Source organism: Arthrobacter sp. N199823 (genome assembly GCF_002929705.1).
Taxonomy (GTDB): domain Bacteria; phylum Actinomycetota; class Actinomycetes; order Actinomycetales; family Micrococcaceae; genus Specibacter.
On record NZ_PJIN01000011.1, the window covers coordinates 95,587 to 109,705 of the forward strand.

Annotated in this window: 15 protein-coding genes; 6 read left to right on the forward strand and 9 right to left on the reverse strand. The window is 59.6% G+C overall.

Translation table 11 applies throughout. From position 1 onward, the window contains the following. Window positions 1–5 precede the first annotated feature (5 nt). The 8 genes from CXQ93_RS20440 to CXQ93_RS17760 all read right to left on the reverse strand — a co-directional run bounded on the left by CXQ93_RS20440 (window position 6) and on the right by CXQ93_RS17760 (window position 6,537). Window positions 6–959: a hypothetical protein gene (locus CXQ93_RS20440; protein ID WP_146073252.1), complete on the reverse strand. Its 954-nt coding sequence runs from the start codon at window positions 957–959 to the stop codon at window positions 6–8. Between the two features lie 9 nt (window positions 960–968). Next, the gene (locus tag CXQ93_RS17730; protein ID WP_219817383.1) at window positions 969–1,520 is read right to left on the reverse strand and encodes a TerD family protein; all 552 of its coding nucleotides are present in this window, start codon (window positions 1,518–1,520) and stop codon (window positions 969–971) included. Beyond that, window positions 1,508–2,065 carry a hypothetical protein gene (locus tag CXQ93_RS17735; protein WP_104111735.1) on the reverse strand — a complete coding sequence of 186 codons (558 nt, stop codon included), beginning with the start codon at window positions 2,063–2,065 and terminating at the stop codon, window positions 1,508–1,510. Before CXQ93_RS17735 ends, CXQ93_RS17730 begins: the two co-directional genes overlap by 13 nt. Window positions 2,066–2,100: 35 nt before the next feature. Beyond that, a complete protein-coding gene (locus tag CXQ93_RS17740) occupies window positions 2,101–3,294 on the reverse strand; it encodes a toxic anion resistance protein (protein WP_104111758.1) in 1,194 nt (397 codons plus the stop codon). A 155-nt stretch (window positions 3,295–3,449) separates the two neighbouring features. Further along, window positions 3,450–4,031, reverse strand: a complete 582-nt coding sequence (locus CXQ93_RS17745; protein WP_062286221.1) for a TerD family protein — start codon at window positions 4,029–4,031, stop codon at window positions 3,450–3,452. 99 nt (window positions 4,032–4,130) lie between these two features. Continuing rightward, complete coding sequence (locus CXQ93_RS17750; protein ID WP_104111736.1) at window positions 4,131–4,712, reverse strand: TerD family protein; 582 nt, start codon at window positions 4,710–4,712, stop codon at window positions 4,131–4,133. A 70-nt stretch (window positions 4,713–4,782) separates the two neighbouring features. Next, window positions 4,783–5,376, reverse strand: a complete 594-nt coding sequence (locus CXQ93_RS17755) for a TerD family protein (protein ID WP_104111737.1) — start codon at window positions 5,374–5,376, stop codon at window positions 4,783–4,785. Window positions 5,377–5,424: 48 nt separating this feature from the next. After that, window positions 5,425–6,537, reverse strand: coding sequence for a DUF475 domain-containing protein (locus CXQ93_RS17760; protein WP_104111738.1), 1,113 nt, complete (start codon window positions 6,535–6,537; stop codon window positions 5,425–5,427). Window positions 6,538–7,213: 676 nt separating this feature from the next. Here CXQ93_RS17760 and CXQ93_RS17765 point away from each other — a divergent pair. Together CXQ93_RS17765 and CXQ93_RS17770 are read left to right on the forward strand one after the other, a co-directional pair. Next, on the forward strand, window positions 7,214–8,332 hold the full coding sequence (locus tag CXQ93_RS17765) for a type I restriction enzyme HsdR N-terminal domain-containing protein (RefSeq protein ID WP_104111739.1): 1,119 nt from the start codon (window positions 7,214–7,216) through the stop codon (window positions 8,330–8,332). A gap of 43 nt (window positions 8,333–8,375) precedes the next feature. Then, window positions 8,376–9,410, forward strand: coding sequence for an adenosine deaminase (locus tag CXQ93_RS17770; RefSeq protein WP_104111740.1), 1,035 nt, complete (start codon window positions 8,376–8,378; stop codon window positions 9,408–9,410). 93 nt (window positions 9,411–9,503) lie between these two features. Here the strand turns inward: CXQ93_RS17770 and CXQ93_RS17775 are convergent, their stop codons facing one another. Then, window positions 9,504–10,241 (reverse strand): LysE family translocator, encoded by a 738-nt coding sequence (locus CXQ93_RS17775; RefSeq protein ID WP_104111741.1) that lies wholly within the window; start codon window positions 10,239–10,241, stop codon window positions 9,504–9,506. A gap of 124 nt (window positions 10,242–10,365) precedes the next feature. Here CXQ93_RS17775 and CXQ93_RS17780 point away from each other — a divergent pair, with 124 nt between their 5' ends. From CXQ93_RS17780 to CXQ93_RS17795, 4 genes are all read left to right on the forward strand, one after another. Then, on the forward strand, window positions 10,366–10,821 hold the full coding sequence (locus CXQ93_RS17780; protein ID WP_181036206.1) for an Lrp/AsnC family transcriptional regulator: 456 nt from the start codon (window positions 10,366–10,368) through the stop codon (window positions 10,819–10,821). Between the two features lie 68 nt (window positions 10,822–10,889). Further along, window positions 10,890–11,687, forward strand: coding sequence for a (Fe-S)-binding protein (locus CXQ93_RS17785; RefSeq protein ID WP_104111759.1), 798 nt, complete (start codon window positions 10,890–10,892; stop codon window positions 11,685–11,687). Further along, window positions 11,684–13,234, forward strand: a complete 1,551-nt coding sequence (locus tag CXQ93_RS17790) for a LutB/LldF family L-lactate oxidation iron-sulfur protein (protein ID WP_104111743.1) — start codon at window positions 11,684–11,686, stop codon at window positions 13,232–13,234. The genes CXQ93_RS17785 and CXQ93_RS17790 overlap by 4 nt, the downstream gene beginning before the upstream one ends. Continuing rightward, on the forward strand, window positions 13,231–13,866 hold the full coding sequence (locus CXQ93_RS17795) for an LUD domain-containing protein (RefSeq protein WP_104111744.1): 636 nt from the start codon (window positions 13,231–13,233) through the stop codon (window positions 13,864–13,866). The genes CXQ93_RS17790 and CXQ93_RS17795 overlap by 4 nt, the downstream gene beginning before the upstream one ends. Window positions 13,867–14,119 lie beyond the last annotated feature (253 nt).

Below are 14,119 nucleotides of genomic sequence, written 5' to 3' on the forward strand. Positions count from 1 at the left end.
ATTTCCTAGCGGCCGTAGGCAGAGGTGGGTGCGCTGTGCGTCATGGAAAAGTCGAACTCCTGCCAAATCTGCAGGTCGGACCAGTCGTGCGGCACCGGCTCGGCCCGCAGTTCCAGCACATTGCCGATCCTGTGCAACAGCAGCACCATCTGGGTGCCGTCGGCGGCAGGCGGCAGTGCCACGGATTCGCCGGAGAACAGCCGCACACCCATGGCCGAGCTGCTGCGGTTGATGAAAACGGCGCGGCGCAGTTCGCGCACATGCCGAAGCGAAACCAAGGCGTCGCGGCCGTGGTAACCCACAAGTTCGCGGTTACCTTTCGTCATGACGGGGGTCCCGGCCTTATGGCCATCAACGGTTTGTCCGCCGGTCACACGGCGCACATCCTCCCACGCCACAGCCGTGCTGCCGCCCACAACCAAGGTGCCCACCGAGGATTCCAACGGTGACAGCCTGAGCACACGGTCCACAAGGTTCAGTTCGTAAATGTCCCGAATTCCGGGAGCTGGGAACAGCAGCTGGACCTCGTGGTCCTCCCGCTTGGCTTTTTCCCGCTGGGCCGCCAGTTTCTTGGCCCGAGGACTCGTGGACGACGCCGGAGCCGCACCTCCCAGCGTCAGCCCGGAGGGCCGCTGGGGTCGCGTGCTCGACGTTGCAGCACTGGATGCCGGTTGCGCGGCTGACGCTGGTGGACGCAGAGACAACGATGGAGTGGCGGGTGCTGCCGATGGCTGGCGAAGTGACAACGATGGGCTGGCGGGTGTTGCCGCTGGTTGACGCAGGGACAAGGACGGGCTGGCCGGTGGGCTGGCTGGGGCTGGCTGGCGTAGAGACAAGGACGGGCTGGCGGGCGCTGACGCTGAAGCCGGAACAGAGGAAGCGGTTGGCTGGGCCATGCCCGGTTTGATCCGGCGACGCAGAAACGGCAAGTCGGTGCGGGGAGCTGAAGGATTATTCACGAGATGGCCCTAAAGGCTGATTCCGTAGTCCTTGGCCACGCCGGCCAGACCGGTGCTGTAGCCCTGACCCAGCGCGCGGAACTTCCAGTCCTCGCGGTGCCGGTACAACTCACCGAAAATCATGGCCGTGACCGAATCCAGCTGGCTGACTGCAAGGTCAAAACGGACCAATTCCCGGTTCTCAGCCGTGGCTACCCGGATGTGGGCGTTTCGCACGGCGCCAAAGGTGCCCTGACCGCGAAATTCTGGGTCTACATAGGCCAGGAAGATGATCTTGGAAATATCCGCAGGGATCCTGCTTAAGTCCACATCAATCTGTTCCTGATCGGAGGAGCCCACAAACGTCACCGAGGTGTCTGCGCTGACAAGCTGGTTGAAAAACACCAGGTGGTCGTTGGAGACTGCCTTGCCATCGGAATCGCACATGATGGCGAAGGGGACCAGCTCGGCCTGGGGGCCATGGCTGGGAATGGTGTCCCATCCCATGGCCACAAGGACCTGATCCAGACCCGGATTTTCAGCCGTCAGGGCCGCATTGGCCCCTGCCACTAGTGTTGCCACGATTGGCCCTCCAAGCGCAATGGGTCCCTCTCTGATGCTGGTTGTTGAAGTTGTAGGGCAGCGTCCTGAGCGGAGAACTTATCCGCCAAGAAGCGTCCGTGAGTGGACAGTTCTTCCACAGCGCCAATGCGGATCTGGTTCAGCAGATCCGCCAAGGTCTCCTGCAGGGTGGCCAGTTGCTCAGCAAACATGAACGTTGCCGAGGATTCCTCGTCGTGGTGTGCCGGGGGTAGCGCCAAATACGACTGCAAGGGGGTAGGAACGTAACTGCAGATCATGGCGTTGAGTAGAACTCGCTGCTCTGTGGAGCAGCCCCTGATGCCAATATCAGTTACCGCTTCACGCATGAGATCACCCAAATGGCGCAGCTGTGAGGTGAGCAAGGGGGGTAGCCTGCTACCCGATCGGCGCACCGCGGCGCGCAAGCTATCCACGGAGGCGCCCATTTGGGCGATCTCCGCGGCTACCGGGTCAACTGCCGGCTGGGCAGGTACTTGGGGCGTGTGGCCTCCGCCAAACCTGCCCCCCACAAAACGGCCAATCATCGCATTACCCTTGCTTCGTCGTCGTACGTTTTAGCCTACTCGCGTTCCGACTGGCGTGAACGCTCCAAGTACGGCTTGGCCTTGGCCAATCCGTCCTCGAGGGCATGCACGGTGCCTTCCATGTTCTTGGCGGCCGAGGCGCGGAACGTGTCAATGGCGTCCATGGTTTCAAAGACGTTATCGAACGCCTTCTGCAAGGTCTCCACGCTGACGCCGGAACTGGCCGCCTGCTGGTGAATGCGCACTGTCTGATCCTTGAGCATCTCACTGGTCTTGAGAATCATGTTGTTCGTGGTGGTATTGATGGCGTCGATCTGGTCCAGCACCATCTTCTGGTTGGCCAGCGCCTGGGCCACAATCACGGCCGTGCGCAGCGCCGAAATGGTAGTGGTGCGGGCCCTGTCAACACCCTTGATCAGTTCAAGGTTGTTCTTGCGGACCAGATCCATGGCCAGGTAGCCCTGCACGGAAACCGCCAGCTGCGTCAAAATATCTTGGTGACGCTGGCGGATCGGGAACAGCACGTCAGCTTCCAGCTTTTGCGCCTGCTCGATCTGACCTGAGGCGCGGGTAGCGTCGATCTTCTCAACGCATGCCGCGTCCAGGGCCTTGGCAAAGACCGCGTACTCGCTCAGGCTCTGCATGGTTTCCCACATCTTGACCTTTTCGCCAGCCAGGCTTGCGTTGTCCTTGAGGAGTTCATCCTGACCGGCCATCAGTGACTTGATGATGGCATCGAGCTGGGTCTGGGCTGATTCATACTTCTGGAAGTACTTGGCCATCTTGTTGCCGCCGGGGATGAAGCCCAAGATCTTGCGGCCAACGCCTAGATCGGCATTGTTGGGCGTCAAGGATTCGACGGTGCTGCGCAGATCGTTCAACGTCCCGGCAACCTGGGCCTGCGGGCCGTTGCCGCTCTTCTTGGAACCGGCAACCGAGGTGGAAGAACGTTCCAACATGCGGCTGGAGGCATCGGAGGAGTTTGACATTTCGTCGCCGCCAAGCTTTGAAATGCCATCCACCTTGGACGTGAATTCGGGGCTGCGAGCATCCACCGTGGCAATTTCTGCAATGAAGTCTGCGGCCTGACGGCTGATCTCCACTTGGCGTTCGGCCGGAACGGGGACCATGCCGGGGGCTTCTTCCGCCACAACGATTTCCGGGGCGTCGGGGGCCTTCAGGACGAGGGCGGTTTCGGCTGCTGTGGGCGGGGTCAACGGTGATGTCATGGTGAGATCCAATTTTCCAAGTTGTTGGAGGTTGCTGAAGTGCAGTTGTGTGGCTGAAATGGGCCCACGCGGCAATACCGGCTCGTTGGGCCCACGCGCCCGAGGGGCCCCAACTGCAGACGCGCCAGCGGCTGCAGTTGGGGAGGGCGTGGGGACTAGCCCAGTGGAACGCCGAAGTCGGTGGCGATGCCGGCCAGGCCGCTGGCGTAGCCCTGGCCTACGGCCTTGAACTTCCATTCGCTGCCGTTGCGGTAGATCTCCGAGAACAGCATGGACGTCTCGGGGGCGGCGTCTTCGCTCAGGTCAAAGCGGACAATTTCCTGCTCGTTACCTTGGTTGACCACGCGGCAGTAGGCGCCGCGGACCTGACCGAAGTTCTGGCCGCGGGCTTCAGCCTGATCGATGGAGACCACAATGACAATGCGCTCCACATCGGCGGCAACCTTGGTCAGGTCGATGAGGATCTGCTCGTCGTCTCCTCCACCGTCTCCGGTGCGGTTGTCACCGAGGTGCGTCACCGAGCCGTCTTTGGCTGCAGGCTGGTTGTAGAAAATGAAGTCATCGCCGGAACGGACCTTCCCGGATGCTGCGACCAGGAGCGCCGAAGCATCTAGGTCAAAGGCCTCACCCGTTGTGGTGCGGGGATCCCAACCCAACCCAATGAGTGCCTGCTGCAGGCCCGGGTCGGTCTTGGTCAGGGAAAGGTTGTTGCCCTTGGCAAGCGAAAGTCCAGCCATGAAATCGCGTCCTTACGTTGTGAATTATCGGCAGGGTGCCGGATGCTATCAAAGCGATGGGGTGTGGTGCGCGAATAGTGCCCGCGCACCACGGTGGAACTAGTCCAGAACAATGCCGTAGTCAGTGGCAATGCCGTGCAAGCCACTGGCGTAGCCCTGGCCGACGGCGCGGAACTTCCATTCTGCGCCGTTGCGGTAAATCTCGGCAAATACCATTGTGGTTTCCGATGCGGCGTCCTCGGAGAGGTCGTACCGAACAATCTCGTGATCGTTTTCTTGGTTGATGACGCGGCAGTATGCGTCGCGAACCTGACCGAAGTTCTGGCTGCGGGCTTCTGCCTGGTCGATCGAGACAACAATGACAACGCGCTCAATGTCGGCCGAGACGGTGTTGAGGTTGATGAGGATTTGCTCATCGTCGCCGTCACCTTCGCCCGTGCGGTTATCCCCCTGGTGAACAACCGATCCGTCCTTGGATTCGAGCTGGTTGTAGAAGATGAAGTCATCGTTGTTGCGGACCTTGCCGCTGGCAGTGACCAGCAGTGCTGATGCATCCAAGTCGAACTGGTGACCGCTGGTGGTGCGGGGATCCCAGCCCAGACCGACCATGGCCATCTGCAGCCCGGGATCTGCCTTGGTCAGGGAAAGGTTGCTTCCCTTGGAAAGTGTCAAAGATGCCATGAGAACTGAACTCCCTTAATAACTAAAAGTGTCACTTACAAACTAAAACGAAAAAGCCTTTGGCGAAACCCTACAGTGAGTTTGCTGCCGGTTGGATCAGGTCCATCGCGGTGCGCCCGTTGGCACGCTCGCCGATGGCAGTAAACTTCCAGCCGTCACCCTCACGGGACACTTTGGCCATGATCATGGCGGTGTGGGTGCCTGAATCGGTCAGCTGGAAACGAGCAACTTCAGGGGCGCCAGCCGTTGAATCGTCAACGAGGCGGCAGAAGGCGTTCTCCACCAGGTCAAAGGTCTGGCGGCTGTAGCTGCTAATAACAAACACGATCTGCGCTACTGCTGGGGAAACCTTGGACAGATCTACCAAGATGGTCTCGTCGTCCCCGTCGCCTTCACCTGTCAGGTTGTCACCGGTGTGCTGGGTTGAGCCGTCTTTGCTCTTGAGCTGGTTGAAGAACACCGTGTCAAGGGCCTTGCCGGTGCCGTCGAAGAAGATGGCCGAGGCGTCCAAGTCAACGTCAGCAGCCTTCTTCATGCCGCCAAATAGGCCACGCTTAACCGGTGCTGCCGAGTCCCAGCCGAGACCCATCCGCACTCGGGTGAGGGCTCCGCCGTCGTTCTTCTTCAGTGAAAGGGCCTGGCCCTTTTGCAAACTAAGTCCCATAACGTTTAGCTCCTTGTTAATTAGGTGTGGAAAAGCTGGGGTTTGATGCTAGCTGGTGAGCTGGCCGACCTTGAGTTCAGCCGCGGCACGCTTGTTTCGAACAATGGATGACAGGAACGCGGCACCAATGAAGACGACGCCGATAATTCCTGTAATGACCTCATTGACCTCGATGCTGATGGTCAAGAGCAGGATGATGGAGAGCGCGCCAATGGCCCAGTGCGCACCGTGATCGAGGTATTCAAAGTCATCGAGTGTTCCTTCGCGAACCAGGAAAACCGTCAGTGAGCGGACGAAGATGGCGCCGATCAGGCCGAGGCCAAGGGCGATGATGATGGGGTCGGAGGTGATGGCGAAGGCGCCGATGACGCCGTCGAACGAGAATGACGCGTCAATGACTTCTAGATACAGGAACAGCATGAAAGCGGCCTTACCTACTGCCTTACCGACGCCCTTATTGGACTTCTTGGCAATTTTTGCCGCCTCGGCGTCAATGTCATCAGCGTCTGAATCGCCGTCCCCGTCGACGTCGAAGAGATCACCCAGGCCGTTGACGAGCATGTAGGTGACCATGCCCAAGATCCCGGCGATGAGAACGTCAATTTCCTTGCCGGGGCGGACCATGGCGGCGGAAGCCACCAGAATGAGCAGGGCAATGACCATGGCGGCGCCGTGGAGCCGACCAATGAAAGCAAGCGGTTTTTCGAGCCACTTGAGCCAGTGGATGTCGCGTTCTTCGAACATGAAGTCCAAGAAGAGCATCAGCAGGAAGACGCCGCCGAACGCTGCGATTTGCGGGTGTGCCTCGTGCAGCAGGTAGGCGTAGCTACCTACTGTATGGATATCGCCCTTTTCCAACGCCAGTTGAATGGCTTGGACCGGGTTGAGGTTGGCGGTGACGCCCACAATCAACAACGGGAATGCAACGCGCATACCCACGACGGCGATTAGGATACCGACCGTCAAGAACATTTTTTGCCAGAACGCGCTCATCTTTTCCAAGATGCGCGCGTTGACTACGGCGTTGTCAAAGCTGAGGCTGATTTCCAGAACGCCGAGGATGGCACAGAGGATGAGCGCTTCGATGCCGCCGTAGAGGAAGGCGACAACAAGTGCCACTGCGGTGATCGCGAAAGACCATCCGAATGTTTTCATGAACACGCGCTGACAAGCTCCTCAAGAGATCCCAAGAACTGCAACAGAACCAGGATTTAGTCGATCTGGATTCGGTCCCACGAAGCCTCACGGCGCGGGCCCGGATTGTTCAAACTCAATTATCTCCATTCACGCTACATATTCCTAATGGTTGGCCATTCCAAAAGGTTCCCGTTTGTCACCGAAACTGGTGACAAACATATTGCCCCATGCCACGTTCATTGGGTCTGCGGTGGCATGAGGGTTGGCGTCCTGGCGGGTTTGCAGTTCCTGTTCACGTTTCTGCTGGTTCAAGATGAGGGTGGCCGGGATACCTGCGCTAAGCGTGGGTGCCGCGCGCTCAAATACTCGGTGGGTGACATGACGAAACTGTTGAACCTGAGGAATGAGGAATGCAGATGAGGAAGTGCAATTGCCCGACGGCGTGGACCCGGCTTGGCTTGGAGAGCTCCGCGGTGGATGTGTCCGCCATTTATCTGGCCCAAGTCATCCCCGTTCAGGAGCCCCTTTCACCCCTACAATATGCGTGGGCCCTGGAATCCGGGTGGTCCGCAAGCGGCCGTCAATCAGAAGTGGCCGTGGGAACGCTGACAGCGCGCCCAGTTCGCAAAAGAGTCACACAGCAACAACAGCAATCCCACAACTACTGTGCAGCAACCATAACGCGGAGGGCCCCGAGAACATGAACGAGATTTCCCTGGATGCCAAGGGCCAGATCAGGCTCAACGTTTTGCTCCGATGGGCGGCGGAGATGGCTCAGGCCGGACGCCAGGTACCCGATGCCAGCCACCTCGAAGTCATTGCCCACACTAGGGTTGTCGCCATTGAGGGAGCAGGCGCCGCCATCGTGGATATGTGGGAGCCAGCCATCAGTTGGATGCTCAAACAGACCGCTTTTGGTGTCACAGAACCGTACCTTCACCTGCCAGAGGAGCTGCTGCTCCCGGAAGGCAGCGAACTGGTGGAGACCGCCGTCGTACTTGTAGAAGTGACCGCTGAGGTGAGTGAACAACCCGCCGCTCCTGAGCCGGTTGACCCTGAGCCCGCCGCGGTTGCGTCCGCCCCGGCAGCCCAACAAACGCTGCCGAAAGTGACGCCGGCCTCCCGAATCCCCAAATGGGAGCTCACGGCGATTGATCAGGTCCACGAGGCCATCAAGCGGTACCTCAAGCCATTGGAGGCGCTGCGGGCCCGGGATGCCAACGAAGGCGACACGCGCATGGTGGTGACCGACATGCTCTGTGAGGGCTTGGACTATGACAAGTTCAAGGACCTCACCACCGAATACATGGTGAAGCAGGAGTTTGCTGACTACGGGGTTCGGATCGACAAGCAGCTGGTGGCGTTCATCGAGGTCAAGCGGATCAGCCAGAAACTCAATGAGCGCCACCTCCGCCAGGTGCTGATGTACGCGGTGAATGAGGGCGTGGAATGGATGGTGCTAACCAACGGTGCCGTGTGGCAGGCGTACCATCTGACCGGCGGGCTGCCCGTTGTGGTCGATATGGTGTTTGAGGTAGATCTGCTGGGGCCGGCGAGTTTGGCGGAGAAGACCGAGCTGATGTTCCTGCTGCATAAAGAGGCGTTGAAGCGCCGTCGTATTGATGAATTGTGGCGGCATCGTGCGGCCACCGAACCTGGGGCGCTGCTGGATGTGATCCTCTCCGGTGCCATGCTGGATGAGCTCCGCAAGGAAGTGCGCCGCAAGACCGGCATCGCCACCACGGCACAGGCGTTGAGCGAGGTGATCCGCACCGAGATTGTGGATCCAAAGCTCTTGGCCAAGCGGTTCAAGCCGTAACGCGAGGGTTCGGCTGGGCGGGTGCCCCACGTAAACTGGCTCCATGAACCACCAATCTGTTGAAAACGTTGTCCCTGTAGCTGCGACTGTGCTTCCCAAGGCCGAGCTGCACTTGCATATTGAGGGCACGCTGGAGCCTGAATTGATTCTGGCTCTGGCGGCCCGCAATGGCATCACGCTGCCGTTCCCAACGCTGGATGCGCTGCGGGAGCAGTATGAGTTCACCGATCTGCAGTCGTTCCTGAACCTGTACTACGCCAACATGGCCGTGTTGATCACGGAGGCTGACTTTACGGACATGACCCGGGCATACCTGGCACGTGCAAAGGAAGCCGGCGTGCGCCATGCCGAGATTATGTTCGATCCCCAGGCTCATGTGGCTCGCGGCGTGGAACTTTCGACGGCGGTCAACGGCATTGCCGTGGCCCTCGCCTCAAGCGAGGGAGACTTTGGCATCACGACCGGGTTGATCGCCGCGTTTTTGCGCGATGAGCCTGAAGAATCGGCGACTACCGTGTTGGATCAGTTGTTGGACATGAATGCTCCCATCATCGGAATCGGTCTGGACTCGGCAGAGGTGGGCAATCCGCCGTCGAAGTTCATCCGCTTGTTCAAACGTGCCGCAGAAGCAGGGCTGCGACTGGTGGCTCACGCCGGCGAAGAGGGCCCGCCCAGCTATGTTGAAGACGCGTTGAACCTGCTCGGTGTGGAGCGGATCGACCATGGCATTAGGGCCGTGGAGGACAAATTTCTTCTCAAGCGGCTGGTGGCTGAGCAGATCCCGTTGACGGTCTGCCCACTCTCAAACGTGCGGCTGCGCGCCGTGGACACGCTGGCGGCCCACCCGCTGCCGCAGATGATTGCTGCGGGGCTGAACGTCTGCGTCAACTCCGACGATCCGGCATATTTTGGCGGGTATGTGGGGGCCAACTTTGAAGCATTGGTTGCCGAGTTTGCTTGGGATACGGCGACAGTTGAGCTGTTGGCCGCCAACTCCATCCGCTCATCCTTTGCCTCTGACGAGCGGAAGGCCGAGTTGTTGGCGGAGCTTGCTGCGTGGAGCGCCGCGCAGGACTAACGCTCCGCCCTCTTCGAGCGGCTAGCCTTCCGGCGGCCCAGCTACCCCGCCACCCGGCGGCCCGGAAGGCCCGGCCCTAGCGTTAGAGAATGGTTAGCCTCGGGCGAGCAGATCCCCGGCCGCCAGCGTCACTGGGCCCACCTGCTCGATGAGCAGGATGGCACCCAGTGCGCACATGATGATGCCGCTGGTCAGTGTCACCCCGCGGGCCGCTGCCGGACGTGAACGCAGCAGCTTGCGTGCGCCGAGTGCCACCAGCGAGTAGATGACGGCTGTCATTGCGACGAAGGAAAGTCCGAGAATTGCGGATTGAAGCGGCACTGAAAACGCAGCGTCTGCCCTGATGAACTGCGGGGTGAGGGCAACGAACAGCAGCAGCCCCTTGGGATTGATGCTGCTGGTGCCAAAACCTTGCAGGAACGGTCCCCACGCTGAGTCGTGTTTGCCGGCTGAGGAATCTTCAAGGCGCTGTCCGTCCTCAGAAAGGGCGTTTCCCGCAGCAGCGTTCACGGGCAGTTCGCCGTTGGGTCCTACGGTGACAAAACCGGCCCCTCGCCATGATCTGGTGGTCATGAAACCGAGCCACAAAAGGTAGAGGGCCCCGGCAATTGTCAGCCACAACAACAGGCTAGGCATGGCTGCCATGAGGGCAGCGATTCCGGCCGCAAGCAAGGCGGTGTGCAGGACGTAGCCGCCACACAACCCTGCGACGGCAGGGATGAAGCTGCGTTTTCCCAGCCCGGAGGCAATCGCAAATGCCCAATCCGGACCCGGCGTGCAGGTCAGGGTGATGGCGACGATCAGGAAGCCTACGAGTGCCTGCGGGTCCATGGTTCTCCTGCTGCCGGGGTTGGTGGTGACGTTGGTGTTTGTCTACGGCAAGCTTAGGGAAAAAGGAGCCATAAGTGCTTACCTTTTTTGCCACAAAATACGGCAGTTGCGATAAGATATGTATGTGATTGATGCCATTGATAAAGAAATTTTGCGCACACTTCAAAATGATGGCCGGATGAGTGCTACGGCCTTGGCTGCCGAGGTGGGCCTGACGGTTGCGCCGTGCCATCGCCGGCTGAAGGATTTGGAGGCCTCGGGGGCCATTAGTGGGTACCGGGCCATCATTGACCCGGCCGCTGTTGGCTTGGGCTTCGAGGCGTTGGTGTTCGTGACCCTGGCCCGTGTTGACCGGTCAACCCTTGACGAGTTTGAGGCGCAGGTCTGTGCCAATACGCGCATCACCTCGGCTCAGCGACTTTTTGGCGATCCGGACTACATTTTGAAAGTCATGGCCAAGGACCTCAGTGACTATCAACAGTGCTTCGACAACGAGCTCACCATGCTTGCCGGCGTACAACGGGTCAGTTCTACCCTTGTCATGAAGAATCTGAAACCCGGCTCGGGCCTGCCACTGTAACGCGATTTTTGGGCAAGTTAGGGTGTGGTCAGTCCACATTGAATGTGTTTTGCCCTACAGTGGAGATCATGAAAATTGCGCTCTTCGCCACCTGCATCGTTGATGCCATGTACCCGCGCACGGCACAGGCCACCGTCTCCCTTCTGGAGCGGCTCGGACATGAGGTGGTGTTCCCTTCTGGCCAGGCGTGTTGTGGTCAGATGCATGTGAATTCGGGTTATTTCAAGGAAGCCCACGCCGTTGTGGCCAACCATGTTCAGGCTTTTGACACGGATGACTATGACGTTGCCGTGGCGCCGTCTGGTTCTTGTGTGGCGAGTGTGAAGCACCAGCATGAGATGGTGGCGCGCCGTTGCGGAGATGCGGCGTTGGAGGCTAGGGCCGCCAAGGTAGGGGCTAAAACCTATGAACTCTCGCAACTCTTGACGGATGTTTTGGGCATCACGAATGCGGCCGACCAGCTGGGTTCGTACTTCCCGCATAAGGTCACCTATCACCCCAGCTGCCACGGAATGCGGCTGTTGCGGTTGGAGGATCGGCAGTTGAATTTGCTGGCGAGTGTGGGTGGTATTGAGATGGTGGAATTGCCGCAGGCTGATCAGTGCTGTGGTTTTGGTGGCACGTTCTCGATGAAGAATGCTGATGTTTCCGCCGCGATGAACGCGGATAAGGCTGCGAATATTTGCGGCACCGGTGCCGAACTGTGCTCCGGCGGCGACGCCAGCTGCCTGCTGCACATTGGTGGTGGGCTCTCCCGTCAGGGTCGTGAGGTAGGGACGCTGCACTTTGCCGAGATTCTGGCGAGCACCCTAGAAAACCCGGTAACAGTCACGGGTGACGTGAAATTGGCAGGGAGCAAGCGATGAGCAACAACACGTTTTTGGGTATGCCCACACTGCCTGTTTTTGGTCACGGCAACCTCAACGCCACCGAGCCTTTCCCGAAGGCCGCACACCGCGAGCTGGGTAATGAGCAATTGCGGGCCAACCTGGGCCACGCAACCCACACCATTCGCGACAAGCGTTTGAAGGTCGTGGCGGAGCTTCCCGATTGGGAAGAGATGCGCAACGCCGGCAGCGCCATCAAGGACGCCACCATGGCGAATCTGCCAGCCCTGTTGGAGCAGTTCGAGGCGAACTTTACCGCCCGTGGCGGCATCATTCACTGGGCCCGGGATGCTCAGGAAGCCAATGAGATTGTCACTTCCCTGATCCGAGCGACCGGCGAAACCGAAGTGGTCAAGGTCAAGTCCATGGCCACGCAAGAAATTGGTCTCAATGAGTACTTGGAAGAGCAGGGCATCGCTGCCTACGAGACCGATCTAGCCGAGCTAATCGTCCAGCTGGATCATGACAAGCCCAGCCACATCCTGGTCCCGGCGATTCACAAGAACCGCAGTCAGGTCCGTGAGATCTTCCTGCGGGAGATGCCTGTGGTGGACCCTCTCCTGACGGACGATCCGGCACGCCTGGCTGAGGCTGCCCGCACGCATTTGCGCAAGAAGTTCCTCTCCGCGAAGGTCGCGGTTTCTGGTGCGAACTTTGGATTGGCCGACACCGGGACCTTGACCGTGGTGGAGTCCGAGGGTAACGGGCGGATGTGTTTGACCCTGCCGGAAACGCTCATCACGGTCATGGGTATTGAGAAGTTGCTCCCGTCGTGGTCCGATCTTGAAGTGTTCATGCAGTTGCTGCCCAGGTCTTCCACGGGGGAGCGAATGAACCCGTACACCTCGCTGTGGACCGGTGTTACTCCTGGCGACGGCCCGCAAAACGTGCACTTGGTCATGCTAGACAATGGCCGTACCGCAGCCCTGGCTGATGAATACGGGCGGACCGCGTTGAACTGTATCCGCTGCTCCGCGTGCATGAATGTGTGTCCCGTGTATGAACGCACGGGCGGGCACGCCTATGGTTCTACGTACCCGGGGCCGATCGGTGCGATCCTTTCACCCCTGATGACGGGTATTAAGAGCGAGGAAAATAACTCCCTACCCTACGCCTCCTCACTGTGCGGCGCCTGCTTTGACGCCTGCCCTGTGAAGATCAACATCCCGGAAATCTTGGTCCATTTGCGTGGCGAAGACGTTGATTCAAAGCGCGCCAAGATCAAGGTCCCCACCCAGATGGACCTCATGATGAAGGGCGCTGAGTGGGCGTTCTCCAAAGGCTCACACCTGGCCCTACTGGAAAAGGGATTGCCCCTAGGCAAGCTCGCTGCCGGGCGTGCCAAAGTCATCAAGAAACTCCCCGGGATCGCCGCGGGATGGACTGAAAGTAGGGATATCCCCGCACCACCTAGCCAGTCGTTCCGTCAATGGTGGGCTAAAGACCACACGCCAGAAACCACCGCAGTACCTGGCCTTGCAGGAAACTACAGCACTGACAACAGCCCGGAAGGGGAGCAGGCATGAGCGCCCGCGAGGACATCATGAACCGCATCACAACAGCCCTGAGGGATCAGCCCGTGACCCCGGTGGTGCCGCGGGAATACCGCCGCGCCTCGGACATGACCGCGGCGCAGCGCCTTGAGCAGCTCGTGGACAGGCTCATCGATTACAAAGCAAACGTGTTCCTCACACCCGCTGCGGACGTTGCGGCGCGGCTGGCCGAATTGCTCGCCGGCAGTGCCTCGATTGTGGTTCCGCATGGCCTGGACCAGGAGTGGCTTGCGGGACTGAAGGACGACGCCGGGACGCTTTCTGTGCATGTTGACTCGCCGGAGAACCGCCTCACCGTGACGGAACTGGATGCTGTGGACGCCGTGGTCACCGCTGCTGCGACGGCCGTGTCCGAAACCGGAACCATCATGCTCGACGGCAGCTACGATCAAGGCCGACGCATCATCTCCCTCGTTCCGGATCGGCACATCTGCATCCTCCAAGCAGCAGACATCGTGGAAGTCCTCCCCGAAGCCATCGCCCGCCTCGAAGCAACCCGCCCCCAAACCTGGATCAGCGGCCCCAGCGCCACCAGCGACATCGAACTAGAGCGCGTCGAAGGCGTTCACGGACCACGAACCCTCGACGTCATCATCCTGACGTAACGGCCGGGTGGCCGGCTTCCATCGCTCGCAGTAAGATTTTTCGCTCGTGACCTCGCTGAAAAATCCATCCTCGCTCCGCGACCAAGCCCGTTATCTTTTTGATAGTCCCTAGAAAGAGGATCATAGGGATTGTCGGCCGACCAATCTCGGCATGGTGTCTTGCCCCTGTCTATCCAATGATCCGAATCTTCTATATCTGTCAAGCCGCGATTGTGGTCGTGTTGTCCGGGGCGTGGAGCGCGTTCAGCAGGCG

Coding starts and splice junctions, on each gene's coding strand:
- CXQ93_RS17750 (WP_104111736.1), bottom strand. CDS start 4,712: ATGGCATCTTTGACACTTTCCAAGGGAAGCAACCTTTCCCTGACCAAG.
- CXQ93_RS17745 (WP_062286221.1), bottom strand. CDS start 4,031: ATGGCTGGACTTTCGCTTGCCAAGGGCAACAACCTTTCCCTGACCAAG.
- CXQ93_RS17785 (WP_104111759.1), top strand. CDS start 10,890: ATGAAAATTGCGCTCTTCGCCACCTGCATCGTTGATGCCATGTACCCG.
- CXQ93_RS17775 (WP_104111741.1), bottom strand. CDS start 10,241: ATGGACCCGCAGGCACTCGTAGGCTTCCTGATCGTCGCCATCACCCTG.
- CXQ93_RS17755 (WP_104111737.1), bottom strand. CDS start 5,376: ATGGGACTTAGTTTGCAAAAGGGCCAGGCCCTTTCACTGAAGAAGAAC.
- CXQ93_RS17770 (WP_104111740.1), top strand. CDS start 8,376: ATGAACCACCAATCTGTTGAAAACGTTGTCCCTGTAGCTGCGACTGTG.
- CXQ93_RS17765 (WP_104111739.1), top strand. CDS start 7,214: ATGAACGAGATTTCCCTGGATGCCAAGGGCCAGATCAGGCTCAACGTT.
- CXQ93_RS17735 (WP_104111735.1), bottom strand. CDS start 2,065: ATGATTGGCCGTTTTGTGGGGGGCAGGTTTGGCGGAGGCCACACGCCC.
- CXQ93_RS17795 (WP_104111744.1), top strand. CDS start 13,231: ATGAGCGCCCGCGAGGACATCATGAACCGCATCACAACAGCCCTGAGG.
- CXQ93_RS17740 (WP_104111758.1), bottom strand. CDS start 3,294: ATGACATCACCGTTGACCCCGCCCACAGCAGCCGAAACCGCCCTCGTC.
- CXQ93_RS17790 (WP_104111743.1), top strand. CDS start 11,684: ATGAGCAACAACACGTTTTTGGGTATGCCCACACTGCCTGTTTTTGGT.